This is a genomic window from Tropicimonas sp. (assembly GCF_047971885.1).
Lineage (GTDB): Bacteria > Pseudomonadota > Alphaproteobacteria > Rhodobacterales > Rhodobacteraceae > Tropicimonas.
The window spans coordinates 1-22,482 of the sequence record NZ_JBKEAE010000134.1 but is presented as its reverse complement, the minus strand read 5'-3'; the positions used below and the strand labels follow the sequence as shown (position 1 = coordinate 22,482).

Below are 22,482 nucleotides of genomic sequence, written 5' to 3'. Positions count from 1 at the left end.
CCTATACTCGCCCCGTCATGGCAGAACCCGTCAACCTGAACCGATTCCGCAAGTCCAGGGCGCGCCGGCAGGCGCGCGAGGCAGCCGACCGGAACGCCGCCTTTCACGGGCTGACCAGGGCGCAGAAAGCCGCCGCCCGGGCCGAAGCCGAACGTGCGACCCGCGCCTTCGAGGCCGGCCGCCGGGCGCCGGACGACAAGAAGCCATGAGCCGCCCGGTCAAACGCTCGCTGACCCTGTCGGGACACCGTACCAGCGTTTCGCTGGAAGAACCGTTCTGGCAGGCGTTCCGCGAAATCGCCCGGCAGCGGGGCAAACCGATCAATGCCCTCGCCTTCGAGATCGACCGTGAACGCGGGCTCGAGACCGGACTCGCCTCGGCGATCCGGCTGTTCGTGTTGCGGGAATACCAGCAACGGCTTGGCGAGGGCTGATCTCAGACCAACAGCCTTGAAGAATGCTCCGTGCTCGCCGTCAAAAGGCAACCTTGCGCCCGTCCCGCGTAGGCCGAGCAAGGCACCCGGGCACGGAACAAGGCCGAAGGCCGCCGCACCAGCGCATGGTCGTTCCGGGGATCAGTCCTCGGAACCGTCGGCATCAACCCAGCCGCGCCAGGCCGGGGAAGGTTTCGAGCAGCCACCACGACATCGCCGAAAAGCCGCCTGTCAGCATCAGGACGCCGATCAGCACCAGCAATACGCCCATCGCGCGTTCGATGCCGCGCATATGGCGCTTCATCCAGTTCATCGCACCGGTCAGATGCGGAAAGAACCCGGCCACCAGCAAAAAAGGAATACCGAGCCCCGCCGCATAGACCGCCAGCAGAAACGTTCCACGGCCGATGCTGGATTCGGATGCGGCCATCGACAGGATCGCACCGAGTTGCGGCCCGATGCAGGGGGTCCAGCCAAAGGCGAAGGCAAGCCCCAGCACATAGGCGCCAAAGGCCGATCCGCCGCGGTCGCCGGCATCGATGCGCGCCTCGCGTTCAAGAAACGGTATCCGGTATACACCCAGGAAATGCAGGCCGAAGCCGATCACCACCAGCCCGGCAAGCAGATTGAAGACCTGCTGGTTGCGCAGGAAGAAGCTGCCGAAGGCCGAAGCGGTAAAACCGAGAAACAGGAACACCGTGGACAGGCCGAGCACGAAAAACAGCGCCGTCACGATGACCTTGCCACGCGCCGAAACCCTGCCCGCCGCCATCTCGGACATCGAGATCCCGCCCATATAGGCAAGGTAGGGCGGCACGATGGGCAGCACGCACGGGCTGAGGAAACTGATCAGCCCGGCAACCAGCGCAACGGCCATAGCCGGCAGAAGGGAAGCATCGATAATGTCGAATCCGAACATGTGCGTTCCTTTTGGCCCCGCCTACCCCGGCAATCCGCCGGGGTCACGGGGACACCCGGTCACATTCGCGTGGCGCCTCGCGACTGGACGGCGCGCCCCTCACCGCATAGAGCCGCAATCATGAAGCCGATTGCAACCGTCGATGCCCGGGGGCTGCTGTGCCCCCTGCCCGTACTGCGAACCCGCAAGGTTCTGAGCGGCCTGTCGGATGGCGACGTGATTGCGGTTCTGACCGACGATCCGGCGGCGCTGATCGACCTGCCGCATTTCTGCGCCGAAGCCGGGCACGGGCTGGTCGGGCATGCGAGCGCCGGGGGCCACGAGACCTTCACCATCCGCAAGGGCGGTTGACTGGCCAGCCACCGTTTCATCCGGCCCGCGGGCACGGGTGCCGCCTCTGCCCGACGATCCGCAACGGTTCGATGCCGGCCGTCCGAAAACGATCACGCCGTTCTGAAACGGCACGATCGCCGGCATATCCACGCCTGCATGTCCGGCCGCCCTGGCTTCAGACAGACCACCAGCCACGACGTTTGGGCTGGGCAGGTTCCCCCGCCGGGGGTTCGGAAGCCAGATCGGCCACGGCGATTTCAACCTCCACAGCGGCAGCCTCCGTGGGCGAATCCGCCGCCTCGGCGAAACCGGCCTCAACCGGGATCTCGCCGGTGTCTTCCGCCTCTGCCGCGACAGGTGCCGTTTCCGGCCCGGCGGCATCGGTTTCGGCCGGCACGGCGACCTCGACTGGCGGTGCTTCGGCAGCGACCTCGGGCACCGGGGCTACCAGAGGCTCGGCGTCGGCGGCCTGGGCTTCGGTTTGCACCAAATCGTCGGCAGCTTCGGTCGCTTCCGGTTCCAACCCGGTTGCGTCCGGCACGGGGTCGGCTGCGGATTCCGCCACCACCCCGGCATCCTCGCCCTCCGAATCCGAAGGCGCTTCGGCCGCAGCCTCTTCTCCGGCACTTTCCGAACGCCGCGTGCGCGACCGGCGGCGGCGCTTGCGCGGCGCCTTCTGGGCGTCGTCGTCGGTCTCCGGCGCCGGCGCGTCTTCGGCGGCATCCTCGGCCCGATCCCCGGCATCGTCTTCCGCCGCTTCGTCGGCGCGCGAATCGGCCTGCGGTCCCTCGCCATTCTCGCCCTCGCCCGCCCCACGGCGGCGGCGGCGGCGCCGGCGGCGTTTCTTTTGCGATCCGTCGTCGCCGTTTTCGGCCGAAGCTTCCTCGGCCTCGGCGACAGGCTCCTCTTCCTCGAACTCGGGCATGTCGGAGGTATCGACCGAAATCACCGGCGTGCTCACCTCGGGCACCCAGCGGGTTGCCGTCTTGAATTTCTCCATGGTGAAATCGGGTGGAACCAGCGACGAATCCGCTTCGATCCGCACCGACATGCCGTATTGCGCCTCGATATGGGCGATATGCTCGCGCTTCTGGTTCATCAGGAAGTTGGCAATGCCGACCGGAACCCTGACCAGCACCTCGCGGGAACGCCGGCGTCCGCCCTCTTCCTCAAGCTGGCGCAGGATTTGCAGCCCGATACTGTCGGCGGACCGGAGCAGCCCCGTGCCGTGACAATGCGGGCACGGCTGTGTCGTCGCCTCGAGCATGCCGGGGCGAAGCCGCTGGCGGCTCATCTCCATCAGCCCGAAACCGGAAATCCGCCCCACCTGAATGCGGGCGCGGTCGGTCTTGAGCTTTTCCTTGAAGCGTTTTTCCACCGCGGCGTTGTTGCGCCGCTCGTCCATGTCGATGAAGTCGATGACGATCAGCCCGGCCAGGTCGCGCAGGCGCAACTGGCGCGCCACCTCCTCGGCGGCTTCGAGGTTGGTCTTGAGCGCCGTCTCCTCGATCGAGCCCTCCTTGGTCGCCCGGCCGGAGTTGACATCGATGGCGACCAGCGCCTCGGTGATACCGATGACGATGTAACCGCCGGACTTGAGCTGAACCACCGGATTGAACATGCCGGCCAGGTAGCTTTCCACCTGATAGCGCGCGAAAAGCGGCATCGGATCGGTGTATTGCTTCACGTGCTTGGCGTGGGACGGCATGATCATCTTCATGAAGTCCTTGGCCACCCGGTAGCCTTCCTCGCCCTCGACGAAGACCTCGTCGATATCGCGGTTGTAGAGATCGCGAATCGAGCGCTTGATCAGGTTCCCCTCCTCGTAGATCGGGGCGGGAGCGATGCTTTTCAGCGTCAGTTCGCGGATCTGCTCCCACAGCCGCTTGAGGTATTCATAGTCGCGCTTGATCTCGGCCTTGGTGCGCTTGGCACCGGCGGTGCGGATGATCAGCCCGGCGCCCTTGGGCACATCGATCTCGCCGGCGATCTCTTTCAGCCGCTTGCGGTCGGGTGCGTTGGTGATCTTGCGGCTGATCCCGCCGCCGCGCGCGGTGTTGGGCATCAGCACGCAATAGCGCCCCGCCAGGCTCAGATAGGTCGTCAGCGCCGCGCCCTTGTTGCCGCGCTCCTCCTTGACCACCTGCACCAGCATGATCTGGCGGACCTTGACGACCTCCTGAATCTTGTAGCGACGCATCCGCGGCTTGCGCGGGCGGCGAATCTCCTCGGCAACATCCTCTTCGGCGACCGATTCGATGCCGTCGTCAACATCCTCCTCGTCGCCGGCCTCGTCGTCCGCCTCGGTCTCGGCTTCCGGCGCTTCGGGTTCATCGGCGTCAGCCTCAACCGGTCCCGGTGCCTCAGGCACGGACTCGTCGCTTTCGCCTTCGGTGGCATCCGCTTCGGATACCGGTTCCGCCGGTCCGGCAATCGCTTCCGCGACCGCCTCGTCTTCCACACCCTCGGGGATCTCGGCATCAACCTCGGCGGTCACCACGCGGTCGCCATCGTCCTCGACACGCGCCGCGATCGTGCCGCCGCGCGGCTCCTTTTCAGTGTCAACTTCTTCGGTCGCAGCCGGTTCCCCGGCAATCTCCCCGGCCTCTGCCTCTGCCGGAACACTCTCCTCGGCCTCGGCGATGGCCACGTCATCCGGATCGGAGTTGTCACCGCCTTCCGTATCCCCATCTTCATGGTCAGGAACCGGCATTTCGCTTTCCGCTTCGACTACCGGCAAATCGCCGTCCTCGATCACCGAAACCGGCTGCGCCGGGTCGAGTGCTTCGTCCTCCTCGCCGAAGTCGACCACATCCATTCCTTCGATGCCGTCATTCGATTTTGATCTCGATCTCGATCTCGATTTTGCTTTCGGCTCGTCCGTCTCGCCATTGCGGTCGCGCGAACGGGACCGGCGCCGTGCACGGCTCTTGCGCGGTTCGTCGGCCTCGTCGTCGTCCTCGGCCTCGGCATAGGCCGCTTCCTCGGCCAGGAGCGCCTCGCGGTCGGCCACTGGAATCTGGTAATAGTCGGGGTGAATTTCCGAAAAGGCCAGAAATCCGTGCCGGTTTCCGCCGTAATCGACAAACGCCGCCTGAAGCGAAGGCTCCACCCGGGTGACTTTTGCCAGATAGATGTTGCCGGCTAGCTGCCGCTTGTTGACCGACTCGAAATCGAACTCGTCAACCTTGTTTCCGTCCACCACGACGACGCGGGTCTCCTCCGCATGCGTGGCGTCGATGAGCATTTTCTTTGCCATGTATATCTTTCGCGCCCCGGCGGCCCCTGCCTCCGGTCAGGTGCAGGGGGAGAATCGGGGCGAATTGTTCGGGCGGGAACACTGGGCGCATGACGAAACGCCGCGGCGGTCTTCCGCCCGCTGCCTGTTTCTTCGTGTCGTCTCGCGCGTTCCATCGCGGTTCTTGTCTCCGATGCGTCGCAATCTGGCGCGCGCATCAATCCTGTGGTTTGGCCCGGGCGCTGCCGCGAGCGGTTGGTCCGTTCTGACCGGTTACGCTGCCCATCCGTGGCGACAATCGGCCAACCATCGGGTGGATCAGTGAAATTTGTTTCGGCCTCTGTCCCGGGCACATTGCCCGCAGAATACCGTATGGGGACAATATCGGCAGCGTCACGGAAATTACAATCGGAAAGTGCATGATTGCGAAGCGACGGCGCATTCGGACGGCAGCGCCGGGCGCGCCTCGCCGGAAACGTGACGGACCATGCCTGCGACCGCAGGAACCGACCGTTGGCAGCGGTCGGCATTCGGATATTGCTACCGTTCGAATGGCAGCCCCGGCCGGAAGCAAGGGGCATCAGGCCCGCCGGGCCAGCGGCCGACCGCCGGAATCAGAGGTATTCAGACCGTTGCAGCCCGTATTTGGCCATTTTCTCGTTCAGGGTCCGTCGCGGCAGGCAAAGCTCGTCCATTACCGCAACGATCGAGCCCTTGTGGCGGCGCATCGTGTTGTCGATCAGCATCCGTTCGAAGGCCTCGACATATTCCTTCAGCGGTTTGCCTTCGGTCGTCATCACCGGCTCGACGGTTTCGCTTTCGGCCATCAGCAGCGAGGTGATGGTCCCCGAGCCGCGCCGGTTCTGCAGCACCGCCCGTTCGGAGGCATTGATAAGCTGACGCACATTGCCCGGCCAGGGCGCCTGCAACAGTTGCGCCGCCTCCTGGGCGCCGACTTCGGGCGTGTCGCAGCCGTATTCCTCGGCGAATTGTTCGGTGAAGCGGGTGAACAGCTGAAGGATATCCTCGCCCCGCTGGCGCAGCGGCGGCAGGGTGATCCGCATCGCCGCCAGCCGGTAGAACAGGTCGGGGCGCAGCATGTCCTCGCTGGTCTTGCCCTGTTCCTGCAGGTTCGAAACACCGACGACGCGGGTTTCGGCCGGCATGCCCTGATCGTTGACGAAGGTCAGCAGCCGCGCCTGGACGGTCGGGCTCAGCGCCTCGATGTCCTCCAGACAGAGCGTGCCGCCGCGCGCCTGCTCGACCAGTGGCAGAACACCGGCATCGGGGTCGCCGTCGAACAGCCGTATCCCCAGTTCGTCGTCAGGATGGGCGCCGCATTGCACCAGCACGAAAGGCCGCGAGGCGCGCGCGCCCACCGCATGCAGCGCGTGCGCCGCAAGCGTCTTGCCGGTACCGGTTTCACCGTCGATCAGGACATGCCCGTCGGCCTGCCCGATATCGAGGATATCCTCGCGCAGGCGCTCCATCGCCGGGCTGTTGCCGATCAGCTTGTCCATGATCTGCGTGCCGCCAGACAGGTCGCGGCGCAGGGCGCGCGCGTCCAGCACCAGCCGCCGCTTCTGCGTCGCGCGCTTGGCAAGCTCGGTCATCTGTTCGGGCTTGAAGGGCTTTTCGAGAAAATCGAACGCACCGACCCGCATCGCCTCGACCGCCATCGGAACATCGCCGTGGCCGGTGATGATGATCACCGGAAGCGACGAATCCTGGCTCATCAGGCGTTTCAGAAACGCCATCCCGTCCATGCCCGGCATCCGCACGTCGGAAACGACGATACCCGGATAGTCGGCGCCGATCTGCTTCAGCGCATCCTCGGCGGTGGCGAAGGTCTCGGTGTCGTAACCGCTGAGCGACAACCACTGGCTGATCGACTGGCGCATGTCCAGTTCGTCGTCCACGATCGCTATTTTCATCGCCTTCGCCATCGTCTCCCCTCCACAGGGTCTTTCGTTCACTCGGCCGCCCGGACGGTCTGGTCCAGAATCGGCAGTCTCACCTCGAACACCGCGCCGCCCTCGGGCGAATTCCGCGCCGTGAGGCGCCCGCCGAAGTCGGTGACGATACCCGAGGAAATCGCAAGTCCCAAACCGGTACCGTCGCCGGCCTGCTTGGTGGTGTAGAACGGCGCGAACAGATTCTCCAGATCCTCGATCCCGTGGCCGTTGTCGCGCACGCTGAGTGCCGCTTCGTCACCCGCCGACAGGATCAGGTCGATCTGCGGATCGGCCACGCCTTTGGTCGCATCGAGCGCATTGCGAAAGAGATTGATGAGCACCTGTTCGAGCCGGAGCTTGTCGGCCATCACCATCACCGGCTCGGCCGGCATGGTACGGGTGATGGCGACCCGCCGGCTCTTGAGTTGCGGCTCCATCATCGCCAGCGCCGAGGAAACGGCCGCGCGCACGTCGAGCGGCTCGAACGCCTCGCCACCCTTGCGGGCATAGCTCTTGAGCTGCCGCGTGATGGCGCCCATGCGCTCGATCAGGTCGTCGATACGCTGGAACGAGCTCAGCGCCTCGGCGGGGCGCTTGCGCTGAAGCAGCAGCCGCGCCCCGGCCAGATAGGTCTTCATCGCCGCCAGCGGCTGGTTCAACTCGTGGCTGACCGAAGCCGACATCTCGCCCAGGGCGGCCAGTTTCGACGATTGCTCGATGGTCTGTTCGGCAACTTCCAGGTTCTTCTCGGCACGTTTCCGCTCGGCAATTTCCCGCTGGAGCCGCTGGTTCAGCAGCCGCAGTTCGGCGGATTCCCGCTGCAACATGCGCGAACGCGTCTGCGCCCGCCGCCCCATCCGGTAGAACGCGGCCGTCAGCAGCAGCGCAAAGCCCATGATTTCGAGCGCGAGAACGCCGTTCACCCGTTCGCGCACCGAGGTGTAGGCGGTAAAGGATGAAATCCGCCACCCCTGGAACGGCACCCGCGCGTCCGAACGCATCACCGCCTCGCCGAGGATATAGGCGTCCGGCATGGTCAGCGACCAGTCGGTGGTCGCCTGAAGCGCCCGCGCGATCGCCGAGGGCACCGACTGGGTGGTCAGCGCGTCCTGCACCGTGCGCCCGCGCCAGCGCGGTTCGGTGGCAAGGATGATGGTTCCCTCGCTGTCGGTCACCAGCACCGCATCGGCGATCCCGGCCCAGGCGCTTTCGAACTTCTTCAGGTCGGCCTCGACCACGATGACACCGATCAGTTCGCGGTCCGACATGATCTTGCGCGAATAGGTGAACTGCTTGGCCCCGGTCTCCTGCTGCACCACCGAAAAAACCGTGTCATTGGCACGCGTCGCCTCGACAAAATAGGGCGCGGTACGATGCTGCGTTCCGATCAGGTTGCGGTCGGTCGCCGCCACGGCCCGCCCGCTGGCATCGAGCAGTAACAGCGCCGCCGCCCCGATCTCGTCGCGAAACGAGATGAGCCGCTGCGAGCTTTGCGAGAAATCCCCCGAATTGAGCGCCCCGATCATCGCCGGGTCCTGCGCCAGCAGCAGCGGCACCACCGAGTTGCGCTGCAACTCGCTGACAACGTTCCCGGAATAGAGCGCAAGGCGCAGTTCGGCCCGGTTGCGCGTGGTTTCGGTGAAGCGGTCGGTCAGCCACAGGTTGGTGATATATAATGTGACGGCGGCGGCCGACAGGATCGCCAGCACGACGAAGCGCAGACGCCACGGCGCACGCTCCTCGGTCTCTCCCATCGGTTTTCGTGTCTCAGACATGAGCGGAAGGTACGCGAAGCCGAGGAAAAACCCAAGGCGCGATAGCGGGCCCGCCCTGCGGCTCCTGCGCGACGGCGGCCAGATCAGACAGCGACAAGCGCCCCGGCCAGCGACGCGAACAGCCCGTAGCCGTCCGTGTTGCCGTGGATCGGCTCAAGGGCCCGCTCGGGATGCGGCATCAGCCCCAGAACACGGTGATTGCGCGACAGGATGCCGGCGATATCGCCGACCGAACCGTTAGGGTTGTCGAGATAGCGCAATGCGATCCGGTCCTCGGCCTCCAGCTGCGCCAGCGTGTCGGGGTCGGCCTGATAATTGCCGTCGTGATGGGCGATGGGAAAGGTCACCCCGGCCCCCTTGCCGTATCCGGCAGTATAGGGCGAGGCCGCGCTTTCGACCCTGAGTTCAACCGGCTTGCAGATGAAATACAGGTTGGCGTTTCGCATCAGCGCCCCCGGCAGAAGACCGGTTTCCAGCAGTATCTGAAAGCCGTTGCAGATGCCCAGCACATGGCCGCCGCGCTGAGCGAAACCGATGATCTCGCGGCAGATCGGGGCGTTGGCGGCAATCGCGCCGCAGCGCAGGTAATCGCCGAACGAGAACCCGCCCGGCAGCCCGACCACGTCGAGCCGTTCGGGCAGCGCGGTGTCCTTGTGCCAGACCCGCAGCACCTCGAACCCCGCCTTCTCGAAGGCGACGGCAAGGTCACGGTCGCAGTTTGATCCGGGAAAGGTGATAACGGCGGCGCGCATCGGCTCTGGCTCCTCAGGACTGGAAATCGGTGATCACGGCAACGCCCGGCGGCGTCGGTCCGTCAAAGGCGGCAAGCTCGGCCGAGGCCTCCGACAGCCGGACCCGGCGCGACACGAGCGGCGCAAGATCGATCCCGGCCGCCTCGATCAGGCTCAGCAAGCTCGGGTAGCGCCACGAGGGCATCCCGCGCGTTCCATAAACGGCAAGCTGGCCGGAATAGACGGCATCCATCGGGATCCGCATCGTCACATGATCGCCGGCGGGCATGCCCACCTGCACCATGCGCCCCATCTTGCGCAGCGACTTCAGCGCCGCAACCGTGGTTTCCTCGACCCCCAGCGCCTCGACCGCCACATGCGCCCCACCGCCGGTCAGGTCGCGAACGGCGCCCGCCGCATCGGCAAGCATGGCATTCACCCCCGCTTCGGCGCCCAGTGCCATCGCATAATCCAGCTTGTCCTGCGCGATATCCACCATCACCACCCGCGCACCGAGCGCCCTGCCCAGCAGCGTCGCCGAAAGCCCGACGCCCCCGGCCCCGAAAACCGCCAGCCATTCGCCCGGCGCAAGGGCGGCACGACCGGTCAGCGCGTGCCATACGGTCGTCACCCGGCAGCCCATCGCGGCCGCCAGTGCCGGTTCCATTCCTGCGGGAAGCCTGGTCAGGTTGGTATCGGCAAAGGGAACGGCGACGAATTCGGCATAGGCGCCATCCTGCGTGAACCCGGGCAGCGCCTGGTCGGGGCAGATGGTCTGCCGGCCGCTGGAGCAGGCCGGGCAATGACCGCAGGCCAGAATGAACGGCGCAATCGCCCGGTCGCCCGGCTTCCAGCTGCGTACGTCCCCGCCCGTGGCAACAACCTCGCCGCAATATTCGTGGCCGGGAATGCGCGGCAGATCGACCGGATCGGCGCCATTCCAGACGTGCCAGTCCGACCGGCAGATACCACAGGCCAGAACCCTGAGCACCACCCCGTCCGCCGACGGTACCGGCATCGGACAATCGGCGATTTCAAGCTCTTGCCGGTAGCCGGTCAGAAGGGCGGCGCGCATCAGGCGATCTCGACGCGGTAACTCTCGATGGTGGTGTTGGCCAGAAGCTTCTCGCACATCTCGGAGACGGCGGCTCTGGCGGCTGCGGGGTCTGTCTCGGCCAGGTCCAGTTCGATCACCTTGCCCTGGCGCACCGACTCGACCCCCCCGAAGCCGAGCGCGCCAAGCGCATGCCGCACCGCCTCGCCCTGCGGGTCGAGAACTCCGTTCTTCAGCATGACGTGAACCGTGGCGCGCATTTCTGCCCCCGTGTCTTGGTGGATCGGCTGCGCGACGCAATAAACCGGCGCCGGCGGCCCCGCAAGTCCTGGCGCCGGCGCTTTCCCCGCGGGCTCCGGAGCCGCGCAGCCGGGCCTCAGTTGATCAGTTTCGGCTTGCCGAGCGGCGCCGAGTTCTTGGGCAGCACCCCGAGGCGCCGCGCGACCTCGGTATAGGCATCCGCCAGATTGCCCAGATCGCGGCGGAACACGTCCTTGTCGAGCTTCTGGCCGGTGGTGACATCCCACAGGCGGCAGGAATCGGGGCTGATCTCGTCGGCGACAACAAGGCGCATGTAATCGCCATCCCAGATTCGGCCGATCTCGATCTTGAAATCGACCAGCCGGATCCCGACGCCCATCATGACGCCCGACATGAAATCGTTGACCCGCAGCGCAAGCGAAACGATATCGTCGAGGTCCTGCTGGCTGGCCCAGCCGAAGGCGATGATATGTTCCTCGCCCACCATCGGGTCGCCCAGTTTGTCGTCCTTGAAATAGTATTCGACGATCGGACGTGGCAGCGGCGTTCCTTCCTCAATGCCGAGCCGTTTGGAAATCGACCCGGCAGCAACATTGCGCACCACCACCTCAAGCGGAATTATCTCGACGGCACGAACGAGTTGCTCGCGCATATTGATGCGTTTGATGAAGTGGGTCGGCACGCCGATATTGTTCAGGCCGGTCATGAAATACTCGGACAGGCGGTTGTTGAGCACCCCCTTGCCCTCGATCACGTCCTTCTTCTCGGCGTTGAAGGCGGTCGCGTCGTCCTTGAAATACTGAACGATGGTCCCGGGTTCCGGCCCTTCGTAGAGTATCTTGGCCTTGCCTTCATATATCTTCTTGCGCCGTGCCATGGAATCCTTTCCCAGCCCTCCGGAGGAATTCCAGGGCCGGTTTTTCACTGCCCTATAAGCCAAGCCCGCCTGCGTCGCAAGCGCGCGCCCCGACATGGCCGGCCGCATGGTTGACTTGCCCCCGCCGCTGCCCGACCTTGGCGCCCGTATGTACCGCCCGGCCGGGCGGAGGGCGGTTCGCCCGAGAGGAGACGACCAGCCATGACCGAGGATTTCGCCCTCATCGACTTTGCCCTGACCGATGCCGCACCGGAGGAGGTGGCGATCGCGCTGGGGCGGGCGCGGAGCGCGCGCGGCACCGGCGGGGACGGCGCCGGCCGGCGCTCCGGTATTCTGGGCCGGCTTTTTCATCGGCGCGGGGGAAGCAACGCCGACGACGGAACGCACGCGCCGCTTCTGATCCAGCCGGCGGGAACGCTGGGCGGGCCGATCATCCGGCAGCACCTTGCCGATACCGCAGGCGCCGGATTGCAGAGCGACATCCGCCTGACCTCGCCGGTTGGCACCGCCCGTCTGACGCTGCTGGAATATCGCGACACGGACGACAAGGCCTCGGATCTCGTCTCGGGGCTCAGTGCCGGGCTGCCGGGCCACGAGATTTTCAGCTTCCGTCATTCGGGCAACCTTCATCCGGGGGCGCATTTCGGTTTCCACGTCCATCTCGACGGGCGCTGCACACGAAGGGCCGAATCCGTCAGCAGCGACGGAACGTCGCCCGAGGCAGTCTGGACCGGCACGGATTCCGGCATGCCGCACCCGTTCGAGGCCGACAGCCTGCCGGCACCGGGAATCCGCAATTCCGAGATCATGACGCCGATCCGTCAGGGCAGCATCCTCGAATCGATGGGGGTCGATCCCGACGCGCTTTTCGGCGACCCCGATCCCGGCGCGCTGGTGCTGGAGCTTTCCGCCCAGCCCGGAGGCCTGCCGGTCTCGGAAGCTCCCGTCCTCGTGGCACGCGGCCGGCAGCCGGCAGCCGCGCCTGCCTCCGCCCCTCAGCCGGGGCCGCCCCCCCGGCCGATGCCGTGGGAGGCCCAGCACGCCGCCCCATCGTGGGAAGAGGAAGTGACCGGTATCCTGGTGACCGCCGTCGAGGCGGCCCTGCCGGCCGACCGGCAGATCCCGTGGCTGGAGCACCTGACCAGCCGGCTGGAATCCGGTCAGGTCGACGAGGCGCTGACAGAGGCGCGGCAGGTGATCGACGCCGGCCACCGGCCGCAGGCCGAAAAGGACGCGGCGATAAGACGCCTGTCGGAACTGTTCGGAAAATCGGCCGCGGGCGGTGCGCCGCACTAGGAAAATACCTCTGGCGGCAGTAGATATCATCCTCAGGAGGAGCGTTGAGGAGAGAGCACAATGACAACCTTCGACGATCGCGAAGCCGCCTACGAGGCGCAGTTCGTGCATGCCGCCGAGCAGGAGTTCATGGCCCAGTCCGCCCGCAACAAGCAGATCGGCTACTGGGCGGCCGCGATCATGGGGCAATCCCCGGAAGAAGCGGTACGCTATGCCAAGGATATCATCCGGACCGACCTCGAACAGGGCGGACAGGAAGCGGTGATCCGCAAGCTGGTCAAGGACCTCGGCGGGCTGCGCGACGAGGCGCGAATCCGCGAGCGCATGAACGATTTCCTGATCGAGGCGCGCGCCAAGGCCAGGGACGGCAAGATCAAGACGCTTCTCTGACCCGCGGCCCCCGCCGGCAGACCCGGAACGCGCCCAGGCATGGCGCGGTCGGCAATGCGCCGCCATATCGTTTGCGTCCCCTTCGCAGACGTGAGAAGAGCCAGACGGGTACGGAACAGGCACCTGAACGGAAACGGACACCTGAAATGACCGATGCGCTGACCAGACTGCTGAGCGAACGCGACTGGCTGATGGCCGACGGGGCCACGGGGACGACGCTTTTCAACATGGGGCTGCAATCGGGCGACGCCCCGGAATTGTGGAACGTCGACCGGCCCGGAGATATCCGCACGCTTTATCGCGGCGCGGTCGATGCGGGCAGCGACATCTTCCTGACCAACACCTTCGGCGGCACCGCCGCCCGGCTGAAGCTGCACAATGCGCAGGACCGGGTGCGCGAACTGAACCGGCTGGGCGCGGAACTTGGCCGCGAGGTTGCCGATGCGGCCGGTCGCCGGGTTGTCGTTGCCGGATCGATGGGGCCCACGGGCGAGATCATGGCCCCGATGGGATCGCTGACGCACGAGCATGCTGTCGAGATGTTCCACGAACAGGCCGAAGGGCTGAAGGAGGGCGGCGCCGATGTGTTGTGGGTCGAGACGATCTCGGCTCCCGAGGAATACCGCGCCGCCGCCGAAGCCGCGAAACTGGCCGGCATGCCGTGGGTCGGCACGATGAGCTTCGATACCGCCGGACGGACCATGATGGGCGTCACCTCGTCCGACATGGTGGAACTGGTCAACCGGCTCGACCACAAGCCGCTTGCGTTCGGCGCCAATTGCGGGGTGGGTGCGTCGGACCTGCTGCGCACGGTGCTGGGCTTCACGGCGCTTGCACCCGAGCTTCCCGTGGTTGCGAAGGGTAACGCCGGTATCCCGAAATATGTCGACGGACACATCCATTACGACGGCACACCGGAACTGATGGCCGAATATGCCGTGATGGCGCGCGACGCCGGCGCACGGATCGTCGGCGGCTGCTGCGGCACAACACCCGAACACCTCAGGGCGATGCGCGCGGCGATGCAAAGCCGACCCGCCGGAGCGCGGCCGACGCTGGAGACAATCGCCGAAAAGCTCGGGGGATATTCCTCGGCCGACGACGGAACCGGCGACGCGCCCGCCGGCCGCACCCGGCGGCGGCGGCGCGGCTGACGCACCGTTTCGGCACATGGCCGGGATCACTGTCCCGCATTGCCGGAATTTGGAACGAATGGTAAACACTACGCAAGTCAGACGATGCCCGGCCATCGCGGTGCGTCGGTTGTGGCGGTGCGGATGTCGTTATTCGTCGCGTATTCGACTTCACTTGCGTGATTACGATGGTAAAAGCCCGGCACCAACCGCCGCCCCGCGAGGAAACCCTGCATGGCCGACGAAGACGACGACATCATCCTTTCCGATCTCGACGACGGGGAACTCGTGCTGCAGATGCACGACGATCTTTACGATGGGCTCAAGGACGAGATCGAGGAAGGCGTCAACATCCTGCTCGGACGCGGCTGGCCGCCCTACCGGGTGCTGACCGAGGCGCTGGTGGCGGGCATGACCATCGTCGGCAACGATTTCCGCGACGGTATCCTCTTCGTGCCCGAGGTGTTGCTGGCCGCCAACGCGATGAAGGGCGGCATGGCGATCCTCAAGCCGCTGCTGGCCGAAACCGGTGCCCCGCGCATGGGCAAGATGGTGATCGGCACCGTCAAGGGCGATATCCACGACATCGGCAAGAACCTGGTTTCGATGATGATGGAGGGGGCCGGGTTCGAAGTGGTCGATCTGGGCATCAACAACCCTGTCGAAAACTACCTTGAAACGGCTCACAGGGAAGAGGCCGACATCATCGGCATGTCGGCGCTGCTGACCACGACGATGCCCTACATGAAGGTTGTGATCGACGCGATGATCGAACAGGGCATTCGCGACAATTACATCGTGCTGGTCGGTGGCGCCCCGCTGAACGAGGAGTTCGGCCGCGCCATCGGTGCCGACGCCTATTGCCGCGACGCCGCCGTGACGGTCGAAACCGCCAAGGATTTCATCGCGCGCAAGCACAATCAGATGGCGGCGGGCTGACACCGCGCCTTCCAGGCATTATCTGGGGCATGAAAGGAACCGCTCATGCCGTGGAAAATACTCGCCAGTCTTCTGATTGCCGTGCTCGGCGCGGCGGCGCTGACCGTTGCCCTGGCGGTGGAACTGGTGCCCGACGCGCCGAAAGGCAACGCCTGGCCGCTGGCCGTGGCGGGGGCGAGCCTTGTCATGCTTGCCTGGCGCAGCTATTCGCAGCGCAAGCGCTGAACGTGGCCGGGCAATGACCGAATCCCCCCCCGAGCACCTGCCCAGCGATGCCGCGCTCACCCGCGACGGCCTTGCGCCCGGCGACACGGCACCCGGGCAGGTTCTGGTCATCGGATGCGGTGCCATCGCGCGCGAAATCCTGGCGCTGAAGGCGGCGAACGGGTGGGATCATCTGACGCTGACCTGCCTGCCCGCGATCCTGCACAACCACCCCGAGAGGATCGTTCCGGCGGTCGAGGCGGCCATCGGGCAGCACCGCGAAAGCTATCAGGGCATCTTCGTCGCCTATGCCGATTGCGGCACCGGCGGGCAGTTGCAGGCGGCCTGCGACCGGCTGGGCGCGACGATGATCGCCGGGCCCCATTGCTACAGCTTCTACGAAGGCAACGACACCTTCGCCGCCCGGGCCGAAGACGAATTCACCGCCTTCTACCTGACCGATTTCCTTGTCCGCCAGTTCGACGCCTTCGTCTGGCGCCCGCTCGGGCTCGACCGCCATCCCGAACTGCTGCACAGCTATTTCGGCCATTACACCAAGCTGGTGCATCAGGCCCAGACCGACGACCCCGACCTGACCGCCCGCGCCCGCGACTGCGCCGCGCGGCTGGAACTGGACTATGAGCGCCGCCTGACCGGTTACGGCGATCTTGCCACGGCGCTTGCGGCCATCCCCCGGCCCCGCGCGGGGTGATCCCGCCCCGCCGGCCCGGCGCCGATGCGGATTGCCGGGGTTGCCCCCCCCGGTTTCACCCCATGGCGCGTTCCGAGATCTCGCGAATGCGTTGCACCATGGCCCGCAGCCCGTTCGAGCGTTGCGAGGACAGGTGTTCGTCGAGGCCGAGGCGCGCCAGTTCGGCCGGCGCATCGACCCGCAGCACCGCATCCACCGTCAGGCCGGAATAGAGCGCGGAGAGAATCGCGATCAGGCCACGGACGATCATCGCGTCGCTGTCGCCGCGAAAGGTAAAGACCGCGCCGCCACCCTGCCCGTCGATTTCAGGCACCAGCCAGACCTGGCTGGCGCAACCCTCGACCTTCGTCGCCGGGATGCGCATCGAATCGTCCAGCGGTTCCATCGCCCGGCCCAGTTCGATGACATGGCGATAGCGCTCTTCCCAGTCGTCCAGAAAGTCGAAGGTTTCGACGATATCCTCGAATTCTGCCTGCGCCATCGGATGCTCCCTTGCCCGATGCCTGTCTAGGGGCAAGCCCGCCGGGCGTCCATAGCCCGGGCCGCGCGCGCAGGCTTTTCATTGCGCTGGCTTTTGGGTAAGCGGGTAGCAATGACCGGGATGGCGAGGAACCAGATGAAATTTCAGATCGTTGCCGGCGTCGTGCTGATGATGGCGCTTTCTTCCTGCGGGACCCGCTTCAACCCGGCGAACTGGGGCTGGTTTTCGGGCGAGCCCAAGCAGGAATCGCTGGCGCCGAGCGACGGCTATGCCGACAAGACGGACCGCCGCCCGCTTGTCGATCAGGTAACGAGCCTGTCGGTCGCCCCGACCAGCGGCGGGGTGATCGTGACCGCAGTGGGCCTGCCGCCGACGCAAGGCTATTGGGAGGCCGACCTGGTTTCGACCTATACAACCGTCACCGGAAAACCCGCCGCCAAGGATGGCGTGATGGGGCTGGAGTTCAAGGCGATCGGACCGCTTTCGCCCAGGCAGGCCGGTACGCCGCGGTCACGCGATATCGTGGCCGCGACCTTCCTGAGCAATCAGGAACTTGCCGGTGCGCAGCGGATCGTCGTCGTCGGGGCGCGCAACGAAAGAGCCTCGCGCCGGTAGGGCGGCTCAGAGGTCCACCACCACCACGTTGCTGCCCCTGGCCGCAAGCGCGATCTGCCCGTCGCAGAGCCTGAGCGCGTCAGCGCCGAAAACCTCGCGCCGCCACCCCCTGAGGGCCGGAAGGTTGCGCCGCCCGGCGGCAATCTCGTCCAGTTCCGATGCCGTCGCGATCAGCTTCTGCGCCACGCCCGCCGTCTCGGATCTGGCCTTGAGCAGCACCCGCAGCAGATCGGCCAGCGCAGGATTGACCTGCAGCTTGTCGCGCTCGTTGTCGGGCTGCGGGAAATCCTCGGGGCGGGTCTCCATGCCGGCGTTGACCGCAGCAAGGATGCCGTCGGCGATCGGCCCCTTGCGCGCATCGCGCAGCAGCATCCGGGATTTGCCCAGATCCTCCATGCTGCGCGGTCTGGTCGAGGCCAGTTCCAGCAACGCGTCGTCCTTGAACACACGGTTGCGCGGCACGTTGCGTTCCCGGGCATGGATTTCGCGGAACCGCGCCAGTTCGCGGACGATGGCCAGGAACCGCCCCGACGCGGTGCGGGTCTTGATCCTGCGCCATGCCTCGTCGGGGTCGTTCTGGTAGGTTGCGGGGTCGGTCAGGACCGAAAGCTCCTCCTCGACCCAGCCCTGACGGCCGCTCTTGGCAAGTTCCTTCGCCAGATATTCGTAGATCACCCGCAGATGCGTCACATCGGCGATGGCATAGGCCTGCTGGGCCTCGGACAGCGGCCGGCGCGACCAGTCGGTAAAGCGCGACGACTTGTCGACCGAACCGCGGGCGATCTTGCGCACCAGCGTCTCGTAACCCGCCTGCTCGCCGAAGCCGCAGACCATCGCCGCAACCTGGGTATCGAAGAGCGGCTGGGGAAAGACCGCCGCATCGTGATAGAAGATTTCGAGATCCTGCCGTGCCGCGTGAAAGACCTTGACCACCGAGGTGTCGCGGAACAATTCGTAAAGCGGCGCCAGCGACAGCGCCTCGCCCCCTGCGATCGGGTCGACAAGCACCGCCTCGCCATCGCCGGGCAGCGCCATCTGGATCAGGCAGAGACGGGAATAATAGGTCCGTTCGCGCAGGAACTCGGTGTCGAGCGTCACATAGGCGGCGCGCCGTGCAGTGGCGCAGAAATCGGCGAGGTCTTCGGTTGTCGTCAGGGTTCGCATTCAGACGGCTCGATTGTTGTTTCCGTGCCCGGGCGGCGGTGCTGCCGGTTCGGGGCGCGTCTTAGCCAATCGGTCGCGGAATGGAAAGTCACGGCAGGAAAACCGGCGTCCGGTCGCCGGCGGCATAGCGGCGGAGCACGGCGGGATAGAGCCGGTGCTCCATCGTCAGCACGCGCGCGGCCAGCGTTTCGGGCACGTCGGCCGGCAGTACCGGAACCCGCGCCTGGCCGAGAACGGGGCCGTCATCGAGTTCGGGCGTCACCTCGTGAACGGTGCAGCCATGCTCGGTATCGCCCGCTTCCAGCGCCCGCGCATGGGTGTGAAGCCCGCGGTATTTCGGCAGCAGCGACGGGTGGATATTCAGCATCCGTCCCGCCCAGCCTTCGACGAACGCGGGCGTCAGAACCCGCATGAAGCCGGCCAGACAGACGATATCGGCGCCGTGGCCGGCAAGCACCCGCTGCAATTCCGCCTCGAACGCGGCGCGATCCCCGCCGAAGGGCCGGTGATCGACAACGGCGGTGGGTACCCCTCGCCCGGCCGCGCGTGCGATCCCGCCCGCTTCGGGCCGGTTGGACAGAACCAGCACCGGCCTTGCCGGATGCCCGGCCTCGCCCATACTGTCGAGCAGGGTCGACATGTTGGACCCGCCGCCCGAAATCAGGATGGCGACGCGTCTCACTTCAGCGCGCCGCTGTAGCGGACCCCCTCGCCGCGCACCACGGCGCCGAGACGATAGACACGCTCGCCCGCATCCTCCAGTCGCTCGGAAATGGCGTTTGCCTTGTCCGCCTCGACCACCAGCACCATGCCAATGCCGGCATTGAAGGTCTTGAGCAGTTCCGGTGTTTCCAGCGCGCCCGTATCGCGCAGCCAGGCAAAGACCGGCGGAAGAGCCCAGGCCGAAAGATCGACCGCGGCCCCCAGCCCGCCGGGCAATACGCGCGGCAGGTTTTCGGTCAGCCCGCCGCCGGTGATATGGGCCAGCCCGTGCACCCCGCCGGCGCGGATGGCGGCCAGAGCCGGCCGCACATAGATCCGTGTCGGAGCCAGAAGCGCCGCACCCAGCGTCCCGGTTGCGAAAGGTGCCGGCGCAGCCCAGTCCAGACCTGCCACCCCGACGATCCGCCGCACCAGCGAATAGCCGTTGGAATGAACGCCGCCAGAGGCAAGCCCCAGCAATATGTCGCCTTCGCTGACCCCCTGCGGCAGCGCCGCGCCGCGCTCCATCGCGCCGACCGCAAATCCGGCCAGATCGAAATCCGCTGCATCGTACATGCCCGGCATCTCGGCGGTCTCGCCGCCGATCAGGGCGCAACCGGCCTGGCGGCACCCCTCGGCTATCCCCTCGACCACCGCCGCCGCGCGGTCGATATCGAGCGACCCGCAGGCAAAATAATCCAGGAAAAACAGTGGCTCAGCCCCCTGACAGACCAGATCGTTGACACACATCGCCACCAGATCGACGCCCACGCCCGCCACCTCGCCGGTGTCGATGGCGATCCGCAGCTTGGTGCCGACCCCATCGGTGGCGGCAACCAGAACCGGGTCGGCAAAGCCCGCTGCCCGGGGATCGAACAGCGCGCCGAAGCCGCCCAGCCCGGCCATCACACCAGCGCGATCGGTAGATTTCGCCGCCGGCTTGATCCGTTCGACAAGCGCATTGCCGGCATCTATATCGACGCCGGCCTCGGCATAGGTCATTGCGTTCTTGCCAGGATTCACGGGGATGTCCTCTCGCGTGATGGGAAATCTCTGGCGCGGGTTAGCAAGCGGTCGCGCCGGTGTCCATGCCACACACGGCACCGACTTGACCCCACGCCCCAACCTGCTAGGCAGTCAGGATGGAGGGCCTGTAGCTCAATTGGTCAGAGCAGAGCGCTCATAACGCTTTGGTTGCGGGTTCAAGTCCTGCCGGGCCTACCAAGAATTCAACTCCATGCCTCTCAGATCACGCGCAGTCTATTTATAGTCAGATCGCATCGGGGCAATTGCGGGTGTCGCAGGCACTGTCCGCAGTGACCGGTTCGATAATATTTGAGCGGCATCCAAGAAAAATCGAAAAGCCGATACTGGCGACCGCAGCGCGCGCGCCCGCTTGAGATCGAGCGCGAAGGTCACTATGTCTCGCCGCCGGAGGCTTTGGCGCGGATGAGCGACGATATCGGCGGTACGTGGGGGCAATGGGCGCAGGATCGCGGCATCCGGGCGGCGATCTGGGCCGCGCGCCGGTTTCCCTACGAACGCCGCGTCCCCGCTTTCGGCGCGCTCACACGCTATCTTGCCGCACCGATGACCCCGTTCCGCAGGCGGATGCTGGACAATCTCCATTACGTCTGGCCCGAGATGCCGGAATCGGAACGAAACCGTATCGCCGGTGCTGCGGCCGACAATACCGGCCGCACCATGATCGAACACTATTCAATGGACGAGCTTGCCGCGCGGTTGTCCGGTCTCGCCCCTGTCGGCCCTGGCACGGCCGCTCTCGACGCCGCCGCTGCCAATGGGCGCCCGGTCATCCTGATGACCGGCCATTTCGGAAACTACGAGGCAGGGCACCTATGTCTGGCAGGTTGCGGCGTTCCGGTCGGCGGGTTCTACCGGCCGATGAAGAACCCTTATATCAATCGCCATTACGTCGAGGTTGTCGCGACGCTGGGAAGCGGGCCGTTGTTTCCGCAGGGCCGCGCCGGAATGGGTCACATGCTGCGCCATCTGAAGGGCGGCGGCGCGGCGATCATCCTGAACGATCTATATGTCGGCAGCGGTATCGAGATGCCGTTTCTCGGCCGGCCCGCGATGACCAGCCTCTCGGCTGCCGATCTCGCACTGAAGCTCGGCGCCGCCCTGCTGCCGTTCTACAGCACTCGGCACCCTGACGGGCTGAACTTCACCGTTGAAATCGAAGCGGAAATCCCGGCGAGCGACGCCGAGACAATGACCGCCGCCTTCAACCGCTCGCTCGAGGCACGGATCGGGCGCCATCCGGAGCAATGGTTCTGGATGCATCGTCGCTGGAAGAGCAAGTGGAATCGCGGCAGCGGCCTGTCCCCGGGTCTTCACCCCGCAGCCCTGCCACGGCGCAGATCCCGCTGAAGAGCTGCGGAAAAATGTCCGAAGGTCTCTCTGATGCGGGAAATACCCCACGTTTTTCGGCTGGACTGGCTTTGTTGCGCAAATACGTAGGAGATTCATCTTGCGAATCCAGCATGATAGCTGGGTGGTATGAGCAGTTGGGCCCCTACGAAGTACAAGACCACGAACTGTCAATCGTCCAATAGCGCGCTGAAGCAGCGCGGATCGCTGTCGATCTGGTTTGATCCTGAGATGATCTGGACGCCTCAGCCTGCGGGGAAGCGTGGGCGCCAACAACAATTCAGCGACGCCGCGATCCAGGCCTGTTTGTCCTTGAAGGTGCTGTTCGGAATGCCGCTTCAGCAAACGTCCGGCTTTGTGGAAAGCCTTTTGCGGTTGGCCGGGCTGGACTGGGCCGTGCCCGACTACAGCACCCTGTGCCGCCGCCGGAAGACACCGAGCGTGAGCCTGCCGTATCGTGGCGGAACGGGTCCGCTGAGCCTCCTCATCGACAGTACCGGCATCAAGGCCGAAGGCGAAGGAGGTGGAACGCCCGCAAGCACGGTGGGCCGAAGCGCCGGATTTGGCGTAAGATACACATTGGGATCGACGAAGAAACACTGGAGGTTCGGGCCGTCGGGGTCACCACCGGCAATATCGGCGATGCACCTGTGCTGCCCGAGTTGCTGACCTGCCCGGCGGTGACGAACAGGTCGAGCGGGCGCCCCTGGCTGTCGCAGATGGCATGCAGTTTGGTGTTCATGCCGCCTTTGGTCGGCGTTGTTGCAGAACTCGGCGCCGTGGGGGATTCACTGTGCGAATCCGTATGGTTAATAGGCTTACATGAACAAGCCAGCCCCCTCCCGCTACCGCACAACGAACTGGAAGTCCTATAAC

At 65.7% G+C, this 22,482-nt stretch carries 23 protein-coding genes, 1 tRNA gene and 2 pseudogenes; 13 read left to right on the top strand and 13 right to left on the bottom strand.

Going from position 1 to position 22,482, the window contains the following annotated elements:
- Nucleotides 1-17: 17 nt before the first annotated feature.
- Complete coding sequence (locus ACK5IR_RS11655) at nt 18-209, top strand: DUF4169 family protein (protein ID WP_416929068.1); 192 nt, start codon at nt 18-20, stop codon at nt 207-209.
- The gene (locus ACK5IR_RS11650; RefSeq protein WP_416929066.1) at nt 206-433 is read left to right on the top strand and encodes a ribbon-helix-helix domain-containing protein; all 228 of its coding nucleotides are present in this window, start codon (nt 206-208) and stop codon (nt 431-433) included. Before ACK5IR_RS11655 ends, ACK5IR_RS11650 begins: the two co-directional genes overlap by 4 nt.
- Before the next feature lie 163 nt (nt 434-596).
- On the opposite strand, the gene ACK5IR_RS11645 is transcribed toward ACK5IR_RS11650, so the two are convergent.
- Nucleotides 597-1,352 (bottom strand): cytochrome c biogenesis CcdA family protein, encoded by a 756-nt coding sequence (locus ACK5IR_RS11645; RefSeq protein WP_416929064.1) that lies wholly within the window; start codon nt 1,350-1,352, stop codon nt 597-599.
- A gap of 120 nt (nt 1,353-1,472) precedes the next feature.
- On the opposite strand from ACK5IR_RS11645, the gene ACK5IR_RS11640 reads away from it, so the two are divergent.
- A complete protein-coding gene (locus tag ACK5IR_RS11640; RefSeq protein ID WP_416929062.1) occupies nt 1,473-1,703 on the top strand; it encodes a sulfurtransferase TusA family protein in 231 nt (76 codons plus the stop codon).
- Nucleotides 1,704-1,860: 157 nt separating this feature from the next.
- On the opposite strand, the gene ACK5IR_RS11635 is transcribed toward ACK5IR_RS11640, so the two are convergent.
- The 7 genes from ACK5IR_RS11635 to purC form a co-directional block, all read right to left on the bottom strand.
- Nucleotides 1,861-4,944 (bottom strand): Rne/Rng family ribonuclease, encoded by a 3,084-nt coding sequence (locus tag ACK5IR_RS11635; protein WP_416929060.1) that lies wholly within the window; start codon nt 4,942-4,944, stop codon nt 1,861-1,863.
- 593 nt (nt 4,945-5,537) lie between these two features.
- Nucleotides 5,538-6,869 carry a sigma-54-dependent transcriptional regulator gene (locus tag ACK5IR_RS11630; protein WP_416929058.1) on the bottom strand — a complete coding sequence of 444 codons (1,332 nt, stop codon included), beginning with the start codon at nt 6,867-6,869 and terminating at the stop codon, nt 5,538-5,540.
- A 26-nt stretch (nt 6,870-6,895) separates the two neighbouring features.
- Entirely contained in the window at nt 6,896-8,632 is a 1,737-nt protein-coding gene (locus ACK5IR_RS11625; RefSeq protein ID WP_416929056.1) for a sensor histidine kinase, read from the bottom strand.
- A gap of 104 nt (nt 8,633-8,736) precedes the next feature.
- Complete coding sequence (purQ, locus tag ACK5IR_RS11620; protein ID WP_416929054.1) at nt 8,737-9,405, bottom strand: phosphoribosylformylglycinamidine synthase subunit PurQ; 669 nt, start codon at nt 9,403-9,405, stop codon at nt 8,737-8,739.
- A 13-nt stretch (nt 9,406-9,418) separates the two neighbouring features.
- On the bottom strand, nt 9,419-10,459 hold the full coding sequence (locus tag ACK5IR_RS11615; protein ID WP_416929052.1) for an alcohol dehydrogenase catalytic domain-containing protein: 1,041 nt from the start codon (nt 10,457-10,459) through the stop codon (nt 9,419-9,421).
- Nucleotides 10,459-10,698 (bottom strand): phosphoribosylformylglycinamidine synthase subunit PurS, encoded by a 240-nt coding sequence (gene purS, locus ACK5IR_RS11610; protein WP_416929050.1) that lies wholly within the window; start codon nt 10,696-10,698, stop codon nt 10,459-10,461. The genes ACK5IR_RS11615 and purS overlap by 1 nt, the downstream gene beginning before the upstream one ends.
- 116 nt (nt 10,699-10,814) lie before the next feature.
- On the bottom strand, nt 10,815-11,576 hold the full coding sequence (gene purC, locus ACK5IR_RS11605) for a phosphoribosylaminoimidazolesuccinocarboxamide synthase (RefSeq protein WP_416929048.1): 762 nt from the start codon (nt 11,574-11,576) through the stop codon (nt 10,815-10,817).
- A gap of 201 nt (nt 11,577-11,777) precedes the next feature.
- Between purC and ACK5IR_RS11600 the strand changes: the two genes are divergently transcribed.
- The 6 genes from ACK5IR_RS11600 to ACK5IR_RS11575 all read left to right on the top strand — a co-directional run bounded on the left by ACK5IR_RS11600 (nt 11,778) and on the right by ACK5IR_RS11575 (nt 16,250).
- Nucleotides 11,778-12,872 (top strand): hypothetical protein, encoded by a 1,095-nt coding sequence (locus tag ACK5IR_RS11600; protein WP_416929046.1) that lies wholly within the window; start codon nt 11,778-11,780, stop codon nt 12,870-12,872.
- A gap of 60 nt (nt 12,873-12,932) precedes the next feature.
- Nucleotides 12,933-13,262, top strand: coding sequence for a DUF1476 domain-containing protein (locus ACK5IR_RS11595; protein ID WP_416929044.1), 330 nt, complete (start codon nt 12,933-12,935; stop codon nt 13,260-13,262).
- 146 nt (nt 13,263-13,408) lie between these two features.
- Nucleotides 13,409-14,416, top strand: coding sequence for a betaine--homocysteine S-methyltransferase (gene bmt, locus ACK5IR_RS11590; RefSeq protein WP_416929042.1), 1,008 nt, complete (start codon nt 13,409-13,411; stop codon nt 14,414-14,416).
- Nucleotides 14,417-14,629: 213 nt separating this feature from the next.
- Nucleotides 14,630-15,334, top strand: coding sequence for a corrinoid protein (locus ACK5IR_RS11585; protein WP_416929040.1), 705 nt, complete (start codon nt 14,630-14,632; stop codon nt 15,332-15,334).
- A 45-nt stretch (nt 15,335-15,379) separates the two neighbouring features.
- Nucleotides 15,380-15,559: a hypothetical protein gene (locus ACK5IR_RS11580; RefSeq protein ID WP_416929038.1), complete on the top strand. Its 180-nt coding sequence runs from the start codon at nt 15,380-15,382 to the stop codon at nt 15,557-15,559.
- 13 nt (nt 15,560-15,572) lie between these two features.
- Nucleotides 15,573-16,250 (top strand): DUF1638 domain-containing protein, encoded by a 678-nt coding sequence (locus ACK5IR_RS11575; protein ID WP_416929036.1) that lies wholly within the window; start codon nt 15,573-15,575, stop codon nt 16,248-16,250.
- A gap of 55 nt (nt 16,251-16,305) precedes the next feature.
- On the opposite strand, the gene ACK5IR_RS11570 is transcribed toward ACK5IR_RS11575, so the two are convergent.
- Nucleotides 16,306-16,731, bottom strand: a complete 426-nt coding sequence (locus tag ACK5IR_RS11570; RefSeq protein WP_416929034.1) for a SufE family protein — start codon at nt 16,729-16,731, stop codon at nt 16,306-16,308.
- Between the two features lie 135 nt (nt 16,732-16,866).
- Between ACK5IR_RS11570 and ACK5IR_RS11565 the strand changes: the two genes are divergently transcribed.
- Entirely contained in the window at nt 16,867-17,346 is a 480-nt protein-coding gene (locus ACK5IR_RS11565; RefSeq protein WP_416929032.1) for a hypothetical protein, read from the top strand.
- A gap of 6 nt (nt 17,347-17,352) precedes the next feature.
- Here the strand turns inward: ACK5IR_RS11565 and rnd are convergent, their stop codons facing one another.
- The 3 genes from rnd to purM all read right to left on the bottom strand — a co-directional run bounded on the left by rnd (nt 17,353) and on the right by purM (nt 20,214).
- On the bottom strand, nt 17,353-18,510 hold the full coding sequence (rnd, locus tag ACK5IR_RS11560; protein WP_416929030.1) for a ribonuclease D: 1,158 nt from the start codon (nt 18,508-18,510) through the stop codon (nt 17,353-17,355).
- Between the two features lie 88 nt (nt 18,511-18,598).
- Entirely contained in the window at nt 18,599-19,192 is a 594-nt protein-coding gene (gene purN, locus ACK5IR_RS11555; RefSeq protein ID WP_416929028.1) for a phosphoribosylglycinamide formyltransferase, read from the bottom strand.
- On the bottom strand, nt 19,189-20,214 hold the full coding sequence (gene purM, locus ACK5IR_RS11550; protein ID WP_416929026.1) for a phosphoribosylformylglycinamidine cyclo-ligase: 1,026 nt from the start codon (nt 20,212-20,214) through the stop codon (nt 19,189-19,191). The genes purN and purM overlap by 4 nt, the downstream gene beginning before the upstream one ends.
- Before the next feature lie 145 nt (nt 20,215-20,359).
- On the opposite strand from purM, the gene ACK5IR_RS11545 reads away from it, so the two are divergent.
- The 3 genes and pseudogenes from ACK5IR_RS11545 to ACK5IR_RS11535 all read left to right on the top strand — a co-directional run.
- Nucleotides 20,360-20,436: transfer RNA gene (locus ACK5IR_RS11545), tRNA-Ile, on the top strand.
- Between the two features lie 225 nt (nt 20,437-20,661).
- Nucleotides 20,662-21,606, top strand: a complete 945-nt coding sequence (locus ACK5IR_RS11540; RefSeq protein ID WP_416929024.1) for a lysophospholipid acyltransferase family protein — start codon at nt 20,662-20,664, stop codon at nt 21,604-21,606.
- A 129-nt stretch (nt 21,607-21,735) separates the two neighbouring features.
- A pseudogene (locus ACK5IR_RS11535) lies at nt 21,736-22,274 on the top strand (IS5 family transposase); the annotation flags it as partial.
- Here ACK5IR_RS11535 and ACK5IR_RS11530 read toward each other — a convergent pair.
- Nucleotides 22,268-22,360: pseudogene (locus ACK5IR_RS11530) on the bottom strand (IS5/IS1182 family transposase); the annotation flags it as partial. The pseudogenes ACK5IR_RS11535 and ACK5IR_RS11530 sit on opposite strands and share 7 nt — an antisense overlap.
- Between the last annotated feature and the right edge of the window lie 122 nt (nt 22,361-22,482).